The organism is Luteimonas flava (assembly GCF_036584485.1).
Classification (GTDB): Bacteria; Pseudomonadota; Gammaproteobacteria; order Xanthomonadales; family Xanthomonadaceae; genus Luteimonas; species Luteimonas flava.
This window is the reverse complement of the sequence record NZ_JAZHBM010000003.1, coordinates 562,839-578,148: the sequence shown is the minus strand read 5'-3', so window position 1 is coordinate 578,148 and position 15,310 is coordinate 562,839. Positions and strand designations below refer to the sequence as shown.

At 69.1% G+C, this 15,310-nt stretch carries 18 protein-coding genes; 2 read left to right on the top strand and 16 right to left on the bottom strand.

Going from position 1 to position 15,310, the window contains the following annotated elements:
- Positions 1-6: 6 nt before the first annotated feature.
- The 10 genes from V3391_RS14985 to V3391_RS14940 form a co-directional block, all read right to left on the bottom strand.
- Positions 7-1,089, bottom strand: coding sequence for an SAM-dependent methyltransferase (locus V3391_RS14985; protein ID WP_332079239.1), 1,083 nt, complete (start codon positions 1,087-1,089; stop codon positions 7-9).
- On the bottom strand, positions 1,086-1,892 hold the full coding sequence (locus V3391_RS14980) for a DUF1295 domain-containing protein (protein ID WP_332079238.1): 807 nt from the start codon (positions 1,890-1,892) through the stop codon (positions 1,086-1,088). The genes V3391_RS14985 and V3391_RS14980 overlap by 4 nt, the downstream gene beginning before the upstream one ends.
- Complete coding sequence (locus tag V3391_RS14975; protein WP_332079237.1) at positions 1,889-3,133, bottom strand: cyclopropane-fatty-acyl-phospholipid synthase family protein; 1,245 nt, start codon at positions 3,131-3,133, stop codon at positions 1,889-1,891. Before V3391_RS14975 ends, V3391_RS14980 begins: the two co-directional genes overlap by 4 nt.
- Positions 3,133-3,945: a DUF1365 domain-containing protein gene (locus tag V3391_RS14970; protein WP_332079236.1), complete on the bottom strand. Its 813-nt coding sequence runs from the start codon at positions 3,943-3,945 to the stop codon at positions 3,133-3,135. The genes V3391_RS14975 and V3391_RS14970 overlap by 1 nt, the downstream gene beginning before the upstream one ends.
- The gene (locus V3391_RS14965; protein WP_332079235.1) at positions 3,942-5,243 is read right to left on the bottom strand and encodes an NAD(P)/FAD-dependent oxidoreductase; all 1,302 of its coding nucleotides are present in this window, start codon (positions 5,241-5,243) and stop codon (positions 3,942-3,944) included. The genes V3391_RS14970 and V3391_RS14965 overlap by 4 nt, the downstream gene beginning before the upstream one ends.
- The gene (locus tag V3391_RS14960) at positions 5,240-6,193 is read right to left on the bottom strand and encodes an acyl-CoA desaturase (protein WP_332079234.1); all 954 of its coding nucleotides are present in this window, start codon (positions 6,191-6,193) and stop codon (positions 5,240-5,242) included. The genes V3391_RS14965 and V3391_RS14960 overlap by 4 nt, the downstream gene beginning before the upstream one ends.
- Before the next feature lie 125 nt (positions 6,194-6,318).
- Positions 6,319-7,107 (bottom strand): anti-sigma factor, encoded by a 789-nt coding sequence (locus tag V3391_RS14955; RefSeq protein WP_332079233.1) that lies wholly within the window; start codon positions 7,105-7,107, stop codon positions 6,319-6,321.
- Positions 7,104-7,673 carry a sigma-70 family RNA polymerase sigma factor gene (locus V3391_RS14950; protein ID WP_332079232.1) on the bottom strand — a complete coding sequence of 190 codons (570 nt, stop codon included), beginning with the start codon at positions 7,671-7,673 and terminating at the stop codon, positions 7,104-7,106. The genes V3391_RS14955 and V3391_RS14950 overlap by 4 nt, the downstream gene beginning before the upstream one ends.
- 113 nt (positions 7,674-7,786) lie before the next feature.
- Positions 7,787-8,572, bottom strand: a complete 786-nt coding sequence (locus tag V3391_RS14945) for a hypothetical protein (protein ID WP_332079231.1) — start codon at positions 8,570-8,572, stop codon at positions 7,787-7,789.
- A 65-nt stretch (positions 8,573-8,637) separates the two neighbouring features.
- Positions 8,638-9,735: a glycerophosphodiester phosphodiesterase family protein gene (locus tag V3391_RS14940; protein ID WP_332079230.1), complete on the bottom strand. Its 1,098-nt coding sequence runs from the start codon at positions 9,733-9,735 to the stop codon at positions 8,638-8,640.
- Positions 9,736-9,837: 102 nt separating this feature from the next.
- On the opposite strand from V3391_RS14940, the gene queD reads away from it, so the two are divergent.
- A complete protein-coding gene (gene queD / locus V3391_RS14935) occupies positions 9,838-10,194 on the top strand; it encodes a 6-carboxytetrahydropterin synthase QueD (protein ID WP_310235751.1) in 357 nt (118 codons plus the stop codon).
- A 160-nt stretch (positions 10,195-10,354) separates the two neighbouring features.
- On the top strand, positions 10,355-10,756 hold the full coding sequence (locus V3391_RS14930) for a phasin family protein (RefSeq protein ID WP_332079229.1): 402 nt from the start codon (positions 10,355-10,357) through the stop codon (positions 10,754-10,756).
- Positions 10,757-10,852: 96 nt separating this feature from the next.
- On the opposite strand, the gene V3391_RS14925 is transcribed toward V3391_RS14930, so the two are convergent.
- The 6 genes from V3391_RS14925 to ftsE are packed head-to-tail and all read right to left on the bottom strand — an operon-like array spanning position 10,853 to position 15,214.
- Positions 10,853-11,254, bottom strand: a complete 402-nt coding sequence (locus V3391_RS14925; protein WP_332079228.1) for a DUF3037 domain-containing protein — start codon at positions 11,252-11,254, stop codon at positions 10,853-10,855.
- Positions 11,238-12,014, bottom strand: coding sequence for a HipA family kinase (locus V3391_RS14920; protein ID WP_332079698.1), 777 nt, complete (start codon positions 12,012-12,014; stop codon positions 11,238-11,240). Before V3391_RS14920 ends, V3391_RS14925 begins: the two co-directional genes overlap by 17 nt.
- Positions 12,014-12,712, bottom strand: a complete 699-nt coding sequence (ung, locus tag V3391_RS14915) for a uracil-DNA glycosylase (RefSeq protein WP_332079227.1) — start codon at positions 12,710-12,712, stop codon at positions 12,014-12,016. The genes V3391_RS14920 and ung overlap by 1 nt, the downstream gene beginning before the upstream one ends.
- 44 nt (positions 12,713-12,756) lie before the next feature.
- Entirely contained in the window at positions 12,757-13,578 is an 822-nt protein-coding gene (locus V3391_RS14910) for a response regulator (RefSeq protein WP_332079226.1), read from the bottom strand.
- A gap of 3 nt (positions 13,579-13,581) precedes the next feature.
- Complete coding sequence (gene ftsX / locus V3391_RS14905) at positions 13,582-14,532, bottom strand: permease-like cell division protein FtsX (protein WP_332079225.1); 951 nt, start codon at positions 14,530-14,532, stop codon at positions 13,582-13,584.
- Positions 14,525-15,214, bottom strand: coding sequence for a cell division ATP-binding protein FtsE (gene ftsE, locus V3391_RS14900; protein ID WP_310235768.1), 690 nt, complete (start codon positions 15,212-15,214; stop codon positions 14,525-14,527). The genes ftsX and ftsE overlap by 8 nt, the downstream gene beginning before the upstream one ends.
- Positions 15,215-15,310 lie beyond the last annotated feature (96 nt).

Here is a 15,310-nt window from a genome sequence, read left to right as displayed (position 1 = left end):
TCGCGGTCAGCCCGCGCGTGCAAACCGGTAATGCGCGACCAGCCATTGCTGGCCACGCTCGTATCCGAACAGCTCCGCGCAGGACATCCAGAACATGCGCCAGCGCTGGAACCACAGCTTCGCCCCATCGCGTCCATAGGCCTGCTCGAGCACGCGCATCACCGCATCGCGGTTGCGGTCCTGGTTGGCGAGCCAGTGGTTGGAGGTCTTCTCGTAATGCGTGCCATCGAGCAGCCAGCGCTGTTCGATGCCCAGATCGCCTTGCTGGAAATGCAGCAGCGTGTCCGCCGCCGGCATGAGACCGCCGGTGAAGAAATGCCGGCCCATCCAGTTGTCTTCGCCGGCCGTCTCGTAGGGGTACATCAACGTGCGGTGCGCGAAGATGTGCACGAACAGCTTGCCCCCCGGCCGCAGCCACGTGCCGATGCGTGTCATCAGGATCTGGTAGTTGCGCATGTGCTCGAACATCTCGATCGAGACCACGCGATCGAAGGCACCGGTGTCGAGTTCGAGCTGGTTCACGTCGCAGGTGATCACCCGCACGTTGTTCAGACCACGCGCCTTGCACTGCGCTTCGATGTGCAGGCGCTGCGGGCGCGAGTTCGAGACCGCCGTGATGCGCGCACCCGGGAAGTGCTCGGCCATCCAAAGCGTCAGCGAACCCCATCCACAGCCCAGTTCGAGGATGTCCTGACCATCCGCGAGTTCGGCGCGCGCGCCGTACAGCGCCAGCATCGCGTCTTCGGCTTCGTCGAGCGTCTCGTTGCCGGTCGGGTAGTAGCAGCTGCTGTACTTGAAGCGACGCCCGAGACACAGCGCGAAGAACTCCGGCGGCAGTTCGTAGTGCTGAGTGTTGGCGGCATCGGTGTGGATGGCGACGGGACTGGTGCGCAGCGACTGCAGCAGCGCGTCGAAGCGCGTCGACTGCGCCTCCATGCTGCCTTCGGTTTCCTCGGCCAGACGCTGCGCGCACAGCCGGCGGATGCCCAGACGCAGCGCGGCGTCGGGCACCAGGCCGCGTTCTGCCATGCCGATCAGGCCGGGCGCGGCGGAGTCGCGTTCGAGTTCGGGGCGGGCCACGGCATTCATGCGGAAGGTCCTTCGGGTTCGGAGCGGGCGGATTCGGAACGGGGAAACCACGGGAACAGCATCGGCGTGGTGCGCTGGTACTCGCGGTAGTCATCGCCGCGCGAGCGCAGCGCCTGCTGCTCGGTGTAGGGAATGCCGCTGACGTAGCGCAGGAACAGGTACATCAGCACCGGCCCGACCAGCGCGAGCCACCACAGCGGCGAGCCCGCGGCCAGCACCACGTAGGTCAGCCAGTGCAGCCATTCGAAGAAGTAGTTCGGATGGCGCGAATACCGCCACAGGCCTTCGCGGCAGGTCTTGCCGCGGTTCGCCGGATCGGCGCGGAAATCCGCCAGTTGCCGGTCGGCGACCGCTTCGCCGCCGACACTGATCAGCCACACGGCGATCGCGGCGAGCAGACCGAGCGAGGACACCGGATTGCTCGCGACCGCGAGGAACGGCAGCGCGAACAATGCAACCAGCAGCGCCTGCGCCTGGAAGAACAGGAAGAACTTGCGCTGGTCGCCGTGCCAGTGCTTGCGCAGGTAGGCGTAGCGGCCGTCCTCGTCTTCGCTGCCGACGCGCTTCCACAGATGCCCGGCCAGACGCAGTCCCCACAGCCCGCCGAGCACGGCGAGCAGGATCCGCGGCAGCATCGCGCCATCACCGAGGAGGGCGACGACGATCGCCGCGCCGCCGACACCGCATGCCCAGACCACGTCGACGATGCCCGCGTTGTCGCGCGCTTTCTGCCAGCGCCAGGCGCCGGTCATCGCGATCGCGGCGAGCGCCCAGACCAGCAGCAGCGTCCAGAGCGGACTCATGACGCCACCGCCCGCACGTGGCCCGGCTTGCCGAACAGCAGATGCGACACGCCGATCGAGCGCTCGCGGAACCCGCCCTCGCAATAGGCGAGATAGAACGTCCACATGCGCTCGAAGCGCGTATCGAAGCCCTGCCTGCGCACGTCGGACAACCGCGACAGGAACCGCTCGCGCCAGATCTGCAGCGTGCGCGCATACGAGGGACCGAAGTCATCCTGTTGCAACAGTTGCAGATCGCTGGCCGCGGTCTTGGCCTGCAGCATCGCCGAGATCGACGGGATGAAGCTGCCCGGAAAGATGAAGCGCTTGATGAAGTCCACCGAATCACGCGCCTGCGCGTAGCGGTGGTCTTCGATCGTGATCGCCTGCACCAGCGCGGCGCCGTCCGGCTCGAGCAGGCTGCCGAGCTTGCCGAAATAGGTCTCCAGGTACTGCGCGCCGATCGCTTCGATCATCTCGATCGACACCAGCTTGTCGTAGGTGCCGTCGAGATCGCGGTAGTCCTGCAGCAGCAGCGTCACCCGGTCCTGCAGACCGGCTTCGGCGATCCGCGCACTCGCCAGTGCGTGCTGCTCGCGCGAGATCGTGGTCGTGGTGACGTGGCAGCCGTACTGCTGCGCGGCATGCAGCGCGAACCCGCCCCAGCCGGTGCCGATCTCGATCACCCGATCGCCGGGCCGCAACGCAAGCCGCTCGCAGATGCGATCGAGCTTGCGCGTCGACGCGACCTCCAGCGTGTCGCCCTCGCGCTCGAACAGTGCGGACGAATACATCAGGTCCCGCGAGAGGAACAGCGAAAAGAAATCGTTGCCCAGATCGTAGTGCGCGGCGATGTTGCGACGGCTGCCGTCGCGCGTGTTCCGGCGCAGCGCGTTCCAGCCGCGCATCGCCAGGCCACCGAGGCGCGCGATGCCGGTCTCCATGCCGTCGAGCAGATCGCGGTTGCGCACCAGCAGACGCACCAGGCCGACGAGATCGTCGCAATCCCAATGGCCTTCCATGTAGGACTCGCCCGCACCGACGCTGCCGTTGGCGGCGACCAGGCGGTAGAACGCCGGATCGTGCACCCGCACATGCACCGCACGCAGCTGCGCGTCGCCGAAGGTCTCGCTGCCCAGCGCATCGTCGAGCCGCAGCGCACCGCCCTGCAGCTGGGCGAACTGGGCGACGAGCCGCGTACGCAGCGCGCGTTCGAGTGCGCCGAACGCCCGCGGCGTCACATGGGCGGCGATCTGGTTCATCACAAAGGTTCCTGTTCGGCGCCCGGCAGGCGCGGATGGTCGTGCACCGGGTTGCGCTTGAGCCACAGACGCAGCGCCTGCCAGTGGATCGCCGCGACGACCTGCACGGTCATCAACGGATAGCGCCACAGCACGCGCGCCAGCGAGGCCGCGTCCAAGGGTCGCCGCTGCAGCGTCATGGTGGCGTCGAATTCGCGCACGTCGTCGCGCAACACATCCATGTGGACGTGCAGATCTTCGACCGGCGGCGTCAGCCGCCAGCGATACGCGTGATCCATCGCCATGAACGGCGAGACGTGGAAGCGCTTGGCGAAATCCCACTGCAGGGCGCGGCCGTGACGCTCGGCGTCCGCGGCCGGCAGCACGTAGGCGTGGCGTTCCTTCCACGGCGTGTTGGTGATCTCGGCGACGATGCAGTCGAGCGTCGTGCCGTCGGCGCGGTAGCAGTAGTAGAAGCTCACCGGATTGAAGACGAATCCGAAGTAGCGCAGATGCGTCAGCAGCCGGATCGGACCTTCAGGCCTGCGTCCGAGCGTGGCTTCGACGCGCATGCGCACGGCTTCGGCGAGCGGCACCTCGGTCGGGCCGAGGTAATCCGCGCGGCGGAAGCGGGCAAGCGCGGGGCGCCGGGTCGACCACAGCCAGCGACCCTCGAACACGCGGTCGAGCTCGTCGAGATCCAGCCACAGCTGCGCGACGCGATACGAGAACTCGTGCGGCACCGGACGGTATCGGCGATGGCGCACCACGCCTTCGTACACCGCGCTCTGCAGCGGTGCGATGGGGTCGGCGCGATCGCCGTCGCCGCTCATGCGACCGCACTCACCGGCATCGGCGTGGACTGCGCACGGCCGGCAGCCGCCAGCGGCCCGAGACCGAATGCACGCGCGACCTGCGCCGCGCTGCGGATGCCGTCCTCGTGGAATCCCCAGCCCCAGTACGCACCGGCATACCAGGTGCGGCGCTGGCCCTGGATCTCCTCGCGCCGGCCCTGCGCGGCCACCATTGCCGCGTCGTAGACCGGATGCGCGTAACGCATGCGCGCGATCACCTTCGCCGGATCGATCGCGTCGCTGCGGTTGAGCGTGACCACCAGCGGTTCGGGCGTGTCGAGGCTCTGCAGCTGGTCCATGCAGTAACTCACCGTGCACGCGGCACCGGGCGTCGCCGGCACGTGCGCGTTCCACGCCGCCCAGGCCTTGCGGTCACGCGGCAGCAGACGCGCATCGGTATGCAGCACGGTCTCGTTGGTCTGGTAGCGGATCGCGCCGAGGATGTCGCGCTCGGCGCCGTCGGCATCGTCGAGCAGCGCCAGCGCCTGGTCGCTGTGGCAGGCCAGCACGATCTGGTCGAAGCGCTCGCTGCCCGCGGCGGACGCTACGTGCACACCGGCCGCATCCCGACGCACCGAATCGACCGGGCAGCCGACGCGTTCGGTCACCGACCAGCGCGCGCGGAGGGCATCGATGTAACGCGAGGAGCCGCCGCGCACCACGCGCCATTCCGGACGCCCGGTCAGCTGCAGCATGTGGTGGTTGGCCATGAACTGCACCAGATAACGCGCGGGAAACTCGAGGATGCCCGCGCTCGGCGACGACCACAGCGCCGATGCCATCGGCACCAGATGCAGATCGCGGAACGTGGCGCCGTAGCGGTTGGCCTGCAGGTAGTCGCCGAGCGTCGGCCCGGCATCGTCGCCGTCGAGCAGCGCGGGCGCCTCGCGATAGAAGCGCTTGAGGTCGCGCAACATGCCCCAGAACCGCGGCGACAGCAGATTGCGACGCTGGCAGAACAGGGTGTCGAGCGAGGTCGCGTTGTACTCGAGGCCGTCGGCTTCGTTGTGTACCGAGAAGCTCATCGTCGTCGGCTGCGAGGCGACGTCCAGCGATTCGAACAGGCCACTCAGCAGCGGGTAGTGCTGTGGATTGAACACGATGAAGCCGGTGTCGACCGCGTAGTCGAAGCCGCCCATCTGCACGGCATGCGTGTGCGTGTGTCCGCCGAGGCGCGTGTCGGCTTCGAACAGCGTCACCGCGTGACGCTGCGACAGCCACCACGCAGTGGCGAGCCCGGCGATGCCCGAACCGACGACGGCGATGCGCTGGCTCATCCGCGTGCCTTCTCGTGCACCCAGGCGGGCACCGGCTTGAGGTCACGCACCAGCCCGACCCAGGACATGGCCTTGAGGCCGTACCAGGTCAGATCGATTTCCCACCAGCGGAAGCCCTGGCGCACGGTGCCGGGGAAGAAGTGGTGGTTGTTGTGCCAGCCCTCGCCGAAGGTCAGCAGCGCCAGCCAGATGTTGTTGCGGCTGTCGTCACCGGTCTCGAAGCGCTGGCTGCCGAAGCGATGCGACAGCGAGTTGATCGTCACCGTCGCATGGAAGAGCACGGTGGTGGAGATGAAGAACCCCCAGACGAGCATCTGCCCGCCACTGGTGCCCAGACCGGGGGCCACGCGCTCGAGCAGCGCGCCCAGACCGAACAGAGCGACCGCGAGCACTACCGGCACCAGCGTGTCGAAGCGGTCCAGCCAGCGCAGTTCGGGGAACTTCGCCAGATCCGGAATGCGCGACCAGTCGGTGCGGAAGCCTTCGCGTGTCAGGAACCAGCCCATGTGGCTCCACCAGAAGCCGTGCACGCGCGGCGAATGCGGATCGAGCGCGGTTTCGGTGTGCCGGTGGTGATTGCGATGGTGCGCAGCCCACCACAGCGGCCCGCGCTGCACGCAGGACGCGCCGATCAGTGCGAACACGAACTGGACCACGCGCGAGGTGCGGAAGGTGCGGTGGGAAAAGTAGCGGTGATAGAAGCCGGTCAACGCGAACATGCGGATCGCATACAGCGCGACCGCCACGATCACCGCCATCGGCGAGACCCCAACCCAGAACACCAGCAGACACGCGAGATGCATCGCGATGAACGGTGTCGCGCGCAGCCAGTCGATGCGGTCGTCGCCCTCGCGCGCTTCGCTGCCCTGGGCACCGGTATCGAACCAGCGGCCCAGACTCGCGCGCAATGTGCGGGTACCGGTCGCGCCGCGGCCGGGATCGCTCGACATGGGGAACTCCTGCGGGTGTGACTGACAGGAAATACGCGCAGGCGTGAAAAACGGATGCATGTCGCGCGTCCGCGTTCACGCGCGCGCATCACGTGCGACGGCATTCGCCGCCGCACGCACTGCACTCAGATGCGCAATGCGCCGCTCGCGACGACGGGCCCGGTCGGTGCGCCATGCGGCGCGCCACCCGGCGGCTCCAGCGACACCGCCAGCGTGGCGCCTGCGACCAGTGCCGCATGCAGGTCCGCCGGCACGTCGACGGCGCGCGTGCGGTCGTGCGGCAACAGGCCGAGCGATGCCGGCGCGCCGCCTTCGGGAATCAGCCACAACTCGGCGACACGACCCTCGGCATCGACGTCGGCCGGCAACGGCACGACGAGCACCCGGCCGTGCGCGGCATCCACCGACGCGAGCCACGCGGGCGAACCGTCTTCGTGGGCGAGCGTGGTGACCGGCAAGGCTTCAGCCGCAGGTGCAGGTGCTGGCGCGGGCGTCGGCGTGGTCACGACCGGTCGCTCGCGCGTGTCGTCTTCCACCGGCCCGCGACCGACCAGCACCGCGACGATCGCGACGACCGCCGCCAGCGCCGCGGCGCCGCGCCAGAAACCGGCGCTGTGCCAGAGCCCCGCGGGCGTCGCGGCCACTGGCGTCCAGCCCAGCGCGCTGCGGATCCGCGGCCACACGTGGGCAGGCACGTCGGCGCTCGGGAATTCCGAGAACCATGGTGCGAGCCGCTCGTCCCACTCGGCCACGAGCCGCGCGAACCCAGGATCGCGGGCGATGCGTGCCTCGGCCGAGGCGCGCGCGGGCGCATCGAGCACGCCCAGCACGTATTCGCCGGCGAGCAGGTCCGCGCGCGGCGGCTCGGGGCCGCCGTTGTCGTCGATGTCGAAATCCAGATCGTGCACGTTCATGGCTCCAGGCACGCCCGCAATTGCAGCAGCCCGCGGCGGATCCAGCTCTTGACTGAGCCCAGCGGCGAACCCGCGCGCTGCGCGAGTTCCTCGTAGGTGGCGCCGTCGAAGAACGCGGCGCGGATCAGGCGACGGCGCCGCGGCTCGAGCGTGTCGAAACAGGTCTCCAGCCGCGAGCGGTCACCGGCGCGCTCGGTCGATTCCAGCGGCGTGTCGCCGCCATCGGGCATCGCCTCGATCAGTTCGACCGGCGCGAGCTGGTGCTGCGGACGCGCGCGCAGGCGATCGATCGCGGTGTTGCGCGCGATCGTCGCCAGCCAGGTCGTCGCCGCGGCGCGGGCGGGATCGAACTGCGCGGCCTTGCGCCAGATGCGCACGTAGACATCCTGCAGCGCGTCTTCGGCCTCGTCGCGGTCGTGCAGCACGCGGATGCAGATGCCGAGCAGCCGCGACGCACTGGCGCGATACAACGATTCGAACGCGCGCTGGTCGCCGTCGGCCACCCGCCCCAGCCAGACATCCAGTCCGGGTTCGTCCGCAGTGGCGGTCGCAGTGTGCTGTGGCATCCGGCGCGCGCATCCCGTGTCGTGATGGACCGACATCCTCACCGCGCCCCGCCGTTCGCGCAAGCGCGGGCGCGCGGCGCGCCGACGACGCGGTGGGCGCAGGACGATGGGCGTCAGATGGCGCATCGGCCGTCCAGCGGGTCGGCGAGCGCGGCGGCGACTTCGGTCGCCGCGACGCTGCGCGTAGGCCGGGCGGGAAACACGATGCGCACCTCGCGCGGTCTGCCGCGGGCATCGCGCACGGTGCCGGGCCCGGCGAATTCGCGCAGCCGCCTGTCGTCCAGGCCGTAGCGCAGCTCGATCGGCGGCACCGCGAAGCCGAACCAGGTGTCGACCGACATCCGCAGCGCACGCATGCCGTCGACATCGCCGACCTTGGCCACGCGCACCGGCATGAACGCGAAACGCTCGGGCAACAGGAACGACAGGCGCTGCGGCGCATCGCCCAGCGCGGCCCAGTGCATACGCACCGCGGCATCGAAGCCGGCATCGATCACCGCGTCCTCCGCAGCCGGCAGCGCGGTCGTGCGCGGCGCGGCTTCGCCACGCTGGACGAAGATCTCGCGCTTGCCGTCGCGCGTGCGCACGCCTTCGCGATAGCCATTGCGGGCATCGTGGAAGGCGAAGTCCGGTTGCGTGGCATCGCCGTGCGAACGCACGATCTTGCGCGCGAACGCGGTGCCGTCCGGGCAGCGGTACAGCACCACGCGTCTGTCGGCATCGCCGTCGCGGTCCTGGTAATGCACTTCGCGGTACAGCAGCCGGCCATCGTCGCGTGCCAGCGCCCGCGCGTCTTCGCGCTCGGCGGCGGCCAGCGGAAGCGCTGCGCACAGACAGGCGAGCAGCGCGACGCAGTGCGTGCGCGCATCGGCGGCACGCGCGACAGCGGACGAGGACATGGACGGCTCCCGTGATGAGATTCACGGGACGTACGCCGGCAGTGCGTGGTGCGGATGCAGTCGGTTCAGCGCGCGTCCACGGCCTGCCGTGCGAGCGCGGGATCGTCGGCGAACAGGCCATCGACGCCGGCATCGAGGAACGCGCGCATCTCGGCGATGGCGCCGGGCTCGTTGCGCGCATTGGCGCCGCCGCTGCGCAAGGCGCGCGGGAGATACGGATTTTCGGGACGGAACGTGTAGGGCATGACCTGCAGGCCGGCTGCGTGTGCATCGACGATCAATGTCGTGGCCTCGAAACGGCCGCCGCGTCCGACGTCGCCGACCTGCGACTTGTGCGGCCCGAGCAGCGACGCATAGGCCGCGATCGCGCGCAGCCCGTCCGCGGTGAGCATGTCGCGATAGCGCAGATCGCCGCCGGCGGCGTCGACATCTGCCGGCTTCGCGCGCGGATCGCCGATCAGCTGCAGCAGACGCAGATCGGGCAGCACCGGCACGGCGATGTCGTGCAGCGTGCGCAGGCTGGTCGGCTCGAACGACTGCACGATCAGCGGCACACGCGTGGCCACTGCGTGCTTCGCCAGCACGTCGATCACCGCCTGCTCCATCGGCAGACCGAGGCCGCGGAAGTGCGTCGGATGCTTGATCTCCGGAATCAGGCCGACCGGCCGGCCCGAGTCGCGCACCAGATCGTCGAGCAGCACCAGGATCTCGTGCAGCGTGGGCACCGCGAACTGGCGGTCGTACCAGACGCCGCGCAGCGCCGGCAGCGGTTCGCGTGCGCGCAGCGTCTTTAGCTCGGCCAGGGTGAAGTCCTCGGTGAACCAGCCGGTGACGTCGCTGCCGTCGATGCGCTGGGTGCGCTTGCGATCGGCGAACTGCGGATGCAGCGCGACATCGGTGGTGCCGCCGATCTCGTTCTCGTGGCGCGCGACCAGCACGCCGTCGCGGGTCATCACCAGATCGGGTTCGATGAAGTCCGCGCCGTCTTCCACCGCGCGCCGATATGCCGCGAGCGTGTGTTCGGGCATGCGCGCGCTCGCGCCGCGATGCGCGATCACGCGCGGGGCTTCGACGGCGGGCGTGGCGGCGGAGGCGACGCGATCGGGCAGGGTCATGGCGGCGGTGGCGATCAGCAGCAAAAGCAGGCAGCGCAGGGGGGACATCGGGGCATCGGCCGGTGCGAACGGGGACCTGCGAGCGTGGCAGCCGCGCATGTCAGCATCGCGACGATTGCCGCGCAGACGGTCACGCCCGAGAATGCGCGCATGGACATCTTCAAGGTTTTCACCCTCGAGGCCGCGCACCGGCTGCCGAACGTGCCGCCGGGCCACAAGTGCGCGCGCCTGCATGGGCACTCGTTCCAGGTCGAGGTGCACGTGTCCGGCGAGCCGGGTCCGGAAACCGGCTGGATCATGGACTTCGGCGATCTGAAGGCCGCCTTCGCCCCCCTCTACGCCCAGCTCGACCACCACTATCTCAACGACATTCCCGGTCTCGAGAACCCGACCAGCGAGCGTCTGGCGATCTGGATCTGGGAACGGCTCAAGCCCGCACTGCCCGCGCTGAGCGCGATCGTGATCCGCGAAACCTGCACTTCGGGCTGCCGCTACACCGGCCCCTGAGTCGGCAGCCCACGGGCTGGAAACGGTTTCAAGTCACTGATCCACATACGAAACTGAATGCCTGACGACCGCTCGTCGGCTGTTTGTTGCAATGCAACATGGCTGCGCTATGCTGCACCGCACAAACCCGGCAGACCGCCGGCTCACGCAGGTAACCGCCATGTCCTACCAGCTCAACGAGCAGTTCACGGCCGCGTCGCGTCAGTTCGCCGATGCCGCAGCCCAGTTCAACCGTCTGACCCTCGAGAATGCCGAGACGCTGTTCGGCCTTCACCTGTCGACGCTCAACGACAACGCCCACGCCACGTTCGCCTTCGTCAACGAAGCGATCGAAGTGCGCGACATGGACGGCCTCAAGGCTCTGTGGCCGAAGGGCGCGCAGGTTGCACGCGAGAACGTCGAGCGTCTCGTCAGCGCCGGCCAGGAGACCCTGGGCCGCACGGTGAAGACGCACGAAGCCATCGCCGGCCTCGCCAAGTCGCAGATCGAATCGGCCACCGCCGACGTCCGCGCCGAAGCCGAGAAGGTCGTCAAGGCCACCGCGAAGACCACCAAGCGCTGAACCGCGCTGCGGAGCTCCGGCTCCGTGCTCTGAACTCCGGGCGATCCCTCCCTCGCCCGTAGCCGACCCGGCAGCCCGCACGCTGCCGGGTTTTTTTTATGCGCCGCGCACCGGCCCGGGCGGCAGCACCATGCGCGCCATCAGTCGCGCGCACAGACCGTCGGGATCGTCGGTGCGCCCGGTGTGCACCGGCGACACTTGGATCATCGAACTGCGCCGCGCAGTGAGCCAGTGGAACCGCGCACGCGCCGGCAGCGCGGCGATCGGCCCGCCGTCGGCATCGCCGCGACAGATGCGCACGATCGCGTCGAGATGCCGCTGCAGGGTGTCGATGTCGGCATGCGGATCGAGCGCGTGCAGCCGCACCGGATCCAGCGCGACCGCCGCAACGAGCGTGCGCGCACCCTGGCAGGACACGATGACGCCCGCGTTGATGAACTCCTCGCGTTCGACCCGGGGCACGACCCGGATCACCGCGTAGTCATAGACCCGCTGCATGCGCACGCTGCGCCTCCCCGACGAACGCCGACCGGTGCGCCAGGCGCGTGCAGAAGAACGCGACGTAGGCCGCGCGATGCGCATCGGCATCGGCGAACCGGTCTTCGACGGCCAGCCAGCTGTCGGGCACCAGCGCCACGATGCGGCGGATGTCGTCTTCGGTGATCCGCGCCGACAGCGCCACATCGGCGGCGTCGAGCGCGGTCGCGAACGGCAGCAGCACGTGATCGGAGATGCGCGCGAACGGACCGGTCGCGATGCGCGTCGCGCTGTCCCAGTCGTGGTGGAAATACAGCGCCGCGCCGTGGTCGATCAGCGTCAGCCGGCGGTGCCAGACCAGCAGATTGGTGTTGCGCGCGGTGCGGTCGACGTTGCAGATGAAGGCATCGAACCAGACGATCCGCGACGCGAGATCGGCATCGGGCGGTTCGACCGCGGGATCGAAGTTGATCGCGCCGGGCAGGTAATCGAGCGCGAGATTGCAGCCCGCACTGGCGCGGATCAGGTGCTGGATCTCGGAATCAGGCTCCGTCGCCGCCAGCTCCGGATCGAGATCGATGAAGACGATCTCCGGCATCGGCAGGCCCAGCAGGCGCGCGAACTCGCCGCCGATCAGCTCGGCGACCAGCGCCTTCGCGCCCTGCCCCGCGCCGCGGAACTTCATCACGTACATGCCGTCGTCGTCGGCCTCGACGACCGCCGGCAGCGAGCCGCCTTCGCGCAGCGGCGTGACGTACCGCGTGGCCTCGACACTGCGGATCATGCGTCGAGCTCCGATCGCTTCGGCAGCGACCAGTCGATCTGGGCAATGCCGCGCTTGCGCAGGAAATGGTTGGTCTTGGAGAAATGCCCGCTGCCGAGGAAGCCGCGATACGCCGACAGCGGCGACGGGTGTGTGGTGCGCAGGACGCAGTGGCGGTTGGTGTCGATGACCTTGCCCTTGGCCTGCGCGTAACTGCCCCACAGCAGGAACACCAGATTCTCGCGCTCGCGATTGAGCACGTCGACGATGTGATCGGTGAAGCCTTCCCAGCCCTTGCCCTGATGCGCGCCGGCCTTGCCCTCTTCCACCGTCAGCACCGCATTGAGCAGCAGCACGCCGCGCTGCGCCCACGGCATCAACCAGCCGTGATCAGGGCGCGGCAGGCCGAGATCGCGTTCGAGTTCCTTGTACATGTTGTCCAGCGACGGCGGCACGCGCTGGTCCGGGCGCACCGAGAAACACAGCCCGTGCGCCTGTCCTGGCCCGTGGTACGGGTCCTGGCCGAGGATCACGACCTTGACCGCATCGAACGGCGTCGCGTCGAAGGCGGCGAAGATCTCCGGCCCCGGCGGATAGATCCGCGCACCCGCGGCCTTGCGCTGGCGCAGGAACGCCGACAGTGCCTGCATGTCCTCGCGGCGCAGCCAGTCGCCGACGTGCGCTTTCCAGGAAGGTTCGAGTCTGATGTCGGACATGCGGCGGATCGATTGCGCTAGGCGCCACAGGGTAACGCGGACACTCAGCCGGGCATCGCGGCGAGCCGCAACTGGAACAGCGTCTTGGTCGCCAGCACGCGCTCCTCGGCCGGCTTGACGACGAGATCGTTGGCGCCCGCGCGCAGCAGCGCGACCTGGTTGTCGTGGTTTCCGTCGCCGGTCATCACCAGCACCGGCAGGCGCCGCTTGCCGTAACCGAAGTCGCGGCGCACCGCGCGCAGCAGGTCGTGGCCGCTGAGTTCACCCTTGAGGTACACGTCGGTCAGCAACAGATCGGCGCCCGGTGCGGCCGGTCCGTCGCGATACGCATCCAGATAGGCCAGCGCGTCTTCCGCGCTGAGCACGTGGGTCACGCGCATCTGCTGCGCTTCGAGCATGCGGCGTGTGGCGAGCGCGACCGTGCGGCTGTCTTCGACGTAGAGCACGTGCGCATCGGGAATCGGCGCCGGCTGCACGTAGCCGCGGATGAATTCCGCCAGCGCGCGATGCCCCAGCGCCTTGTCGAAATGATCGGTGACATCCTCGGTGAAACGCCGCGCTTCGAGATGCGACTGCGCATCACCCGAGACCACGATCACCGGCACGTAGCGCTGGCCGGTGGCTTCGCGCACGCGGCGCGCGAGCTGCAGGCCATCGCCATCGGGTAGCGACAGCGCGGTGCTGACCAGGTCGACCGGCGCCGCCTCCAGCGCGACCACGGCTTCGGCCAAGCCGGTGCACTCGACCACGTCGACATCGGCCAGCGCCTGCCGCAGGACGTCGCCGATCAGGCGGCGCACGAGCTTCGAGCCGTCGACGACCATCACCCGGGGCGCGTCGCCGGCCAAATGACGGAGGTCCTGCATGGCTCAGGTGTCGGTGGGCCGCGTCTGGCGCAGGAAATGCCCGGTGACGATGCCACCGCCACACCAGCCCAGCGCAGTCGCGCCGGCCAGCACCGCGACGACGCCCATCGGGCCGAAGCCACGCAACGCGAACGCCGCGCCGTAGCTCGCCGCGAGTTCCGCGAGAGGCGGCTGCAGCGCCAGCCCGGCCAGTGCCAGCAGACCGAGCGCGACCGCGCCGGCGGCCAGCCCGTACCAGGCGCCGAGATACAGGAACGGCCGGCGGATGAAGCCGTCGGTGGCGCCGAGCAGCTGCAGCACGCCGAGTTCGTCGCGGCGCGACTGGATGTCGAGCCGGACCGTGTTGCCGACCACCAGCAATGCGCCGATGCCGAGCAGCGCCGCCAGCACCCAGACCACGCGGCCGCCGAAACGTAGCCAGCCGTCGAGCCGTTCGCGCCATTGCGCGTCGTGCTGGACGAGTTCCGATTCGGGCAGCATGCGCAGCGATTCGGCCAGCAGCATCTCGTCGCCACCCGGGGTGATGATCAGCACGTGCGGCAGCGGGTTCTCGCCGAGCACGTCGATCGTATCGCCGAACTCGCCGCGCTCGCGCAGTTCCGCCAGGCCTTCGTCGGGCGAGCGGTGTACGACACTGCCGACGTCGCCGCGGCTGCGCAGCTCACCGGCCAGCGCTTCGGCACGCGGGCCGTCGACGTCCTGCTTGAGGAACACGCTGATCTCGCGCGAGGCGTCGATGCTGCCGCCCAAGCGGCCGACGTTGTCGAGCACCAGCCACAGGCCGAGCGGCAGCGCGAGTGCGACCGCCATGACGCCGATCGTCAGCGCCGCCGACCACGGCTTCTTGAACAGCCGGCCGAGGCTGGCGAGCACGCTGTAGACGTGGTGGTCGACCCAGGTGCCGACGGGCGAGGGGCCTTTGCGCACAGGTTGGTTGCGGGGCGCCTCAGGCATCGGCGAGGTCCTCCGGCGAAATGTCGTCGGCCAGCGTGCCGTGGTCGAGCACCAGCGTGCGCTTCTTCATGCGCTTGACCAGACCGAGGTCGTGACTGGCGATCAGCACGCTGGTGCCGCGCTCGGGCAGTTCCGCGAACAGCGCCATGATCTCGGCCGACAGCGTGGGATCGAGATTGCCGGTGGGTTCGTCGGCGACCAGCAGCATCGGCTCACCGACGATCGCGCGGGCGATGCCGATGCGCTGCTGCTCACCGGCCGAGAGCTGCGTGGGCAATGCACGCTCGCGCGCGCCCAGTGCCAGCCGCTCCAGCACGCTGCGCACGCGCTTGCCGATCTCCGGCCGGCGCATGCCGCGGAGGATCAGCGGCAACGCGATGTTGTCGAACACGGTGCGGTCGGGCAGCAGGCGGTGATCCTGGAACACGACGCCGATGTCGCGGCGATGCATCGCCACCCTGCGGCCGCGCACCTTGAGCAGATTGCGCTCGCCGAACACCACCGCGCCGCGGCTCGGACGCTCGGCCAGATGGATGAGTTTCAGCAGCGTGCTTTTGCCCGCGCCGGAGTGGCCGGTGACGAACAGCATCTCGCCGGCCGCCACGTCGAAACTCACTTCCGACAGCGCCACGTGGCCGCCCGGATACTGCTTGCTGACGTTGTCGAATCGCAGAACGCTCATGCGCGGCAGTATCGCAGGGAATGTGGACAACAGCGTCATGAGGCGTGCGCCTTCTCCCGTTCGCGGGAGAAGACTCAAGCGCCGGCCTCGTACCAA

Coding starts and splice junctions, on each gene's coding strand:
- V3391_RS14985 (WP_332079239.1), bottom strand. CDS start 1,089: ATGAATGCCGTGGCCCGCCCCGAACTCGAACGCGACTCCGCCGCGCCC.
- V3391_RS14980 (WP_332079238.1), bottom strand. CDS start 1,892: ATGAGTCCGCTCTGGACGCTGCTGCTGGTCTGGGCGCTCGCCGCGATC.
- V3391_RS14975 (WP_332079237.1), bottom strand. CDS start 3,133: ATGAACCAGATCGCCGCCCATGTGACGCCGCGGGCGTTCGGCGCACTC.
- V3391_RS14970 (WP_332079236.1), bottom strand. CDS start 3,945: ATGAGCGGCGACGGCGATCGCGCCGACCCCATCGCACCGCTGCAGAGC.
- V3391_RS14965 (WP_332079235.1), bottom strand. CDS start 5,243: ATGAGCCAGCGCATCGCCGTCGTCGGTTCGGGCATCGCCGGGCTCGCC.
- V3391_RS14960 (WP_332079234.1), bottom strand. CDS start 6,193: ATGTCGAGCGATCCCGGCCGCGGCGCGACCGGTACCCGCACATTGCGC.
- V3391_RS14955 (WP_332079233.1), bottom strand. CDS start 7,107: ATGAACGTGCACGATCTGGATTTCGACATCGACGACAACGGCGGCCCC.
- V3391_RS14950 (WP_332079232.1), bottom strand. CDS start 7,673: ATGCCACAGCACACTGCGACCGCCACTGCGGACGAACCCGGACTGGAT.
- V3391_RS14945 (WP_332079231.1), bottom strand. CDS start 8,572: ATGTCCTCGTCCGCTGTCGCGCGTGCCGCCGATGCGCGCACGCACTGC.
- V3391_RS14940 (WP_332079230.1), bottom strand. CDS start 9,735: ATGTCCCCCCTGCGCTGCCTGCTTTTGCTGCTGATCGCCACCGCCGCC.
- queD (WP_310235751.1), top strand. CDS start 9,838: ATGGACATCTTCAAGGTTTTCACCCTCGAGGCCGCGCACCGGCTGCCG.
- V3391_RS14930 (WP_332079229.1), top strand. CDS start 10,355: ATGTCCTACCAGCTCAACGAGCAGTTCACGGCCGCGTCGCGTCAGTTC.
- V3391_RS14925 (WP_332079228.1), bottom strand. CDS start 11,254: ATGCAGCGGGTCTATGACTACGCGGTGATCCGGGTCGTGCCCCGGGTC.
- ung (WP_332079227.1), bottom strand. CDS start 12,712: ATGTCCGACATCAGACTCGAACCTTCCTGGAAAGCGCACGTCGGCGAC.
- V3391_RS14910 (WP_332079226.1), bottom strand. CDS start 13,578: ATGCAGGACCTCCGTCATTTGGCCGGCGACGCGCCCCGGGTGATGGTC.
- ftsX (WP_332079225.1), bottom strand. CDS start 14,532: ATGCCTGAGGCGCCCCGCAACCAACCTGTGCGCAAAGGCCCCTCGCCC.
- ftsE (WP_310235768.1), bottom strand. CDS start 15,214: ATGAGCGTTCTGCGATTCGACAACGTCAGCAAGCAGTATCCGGGCGGC.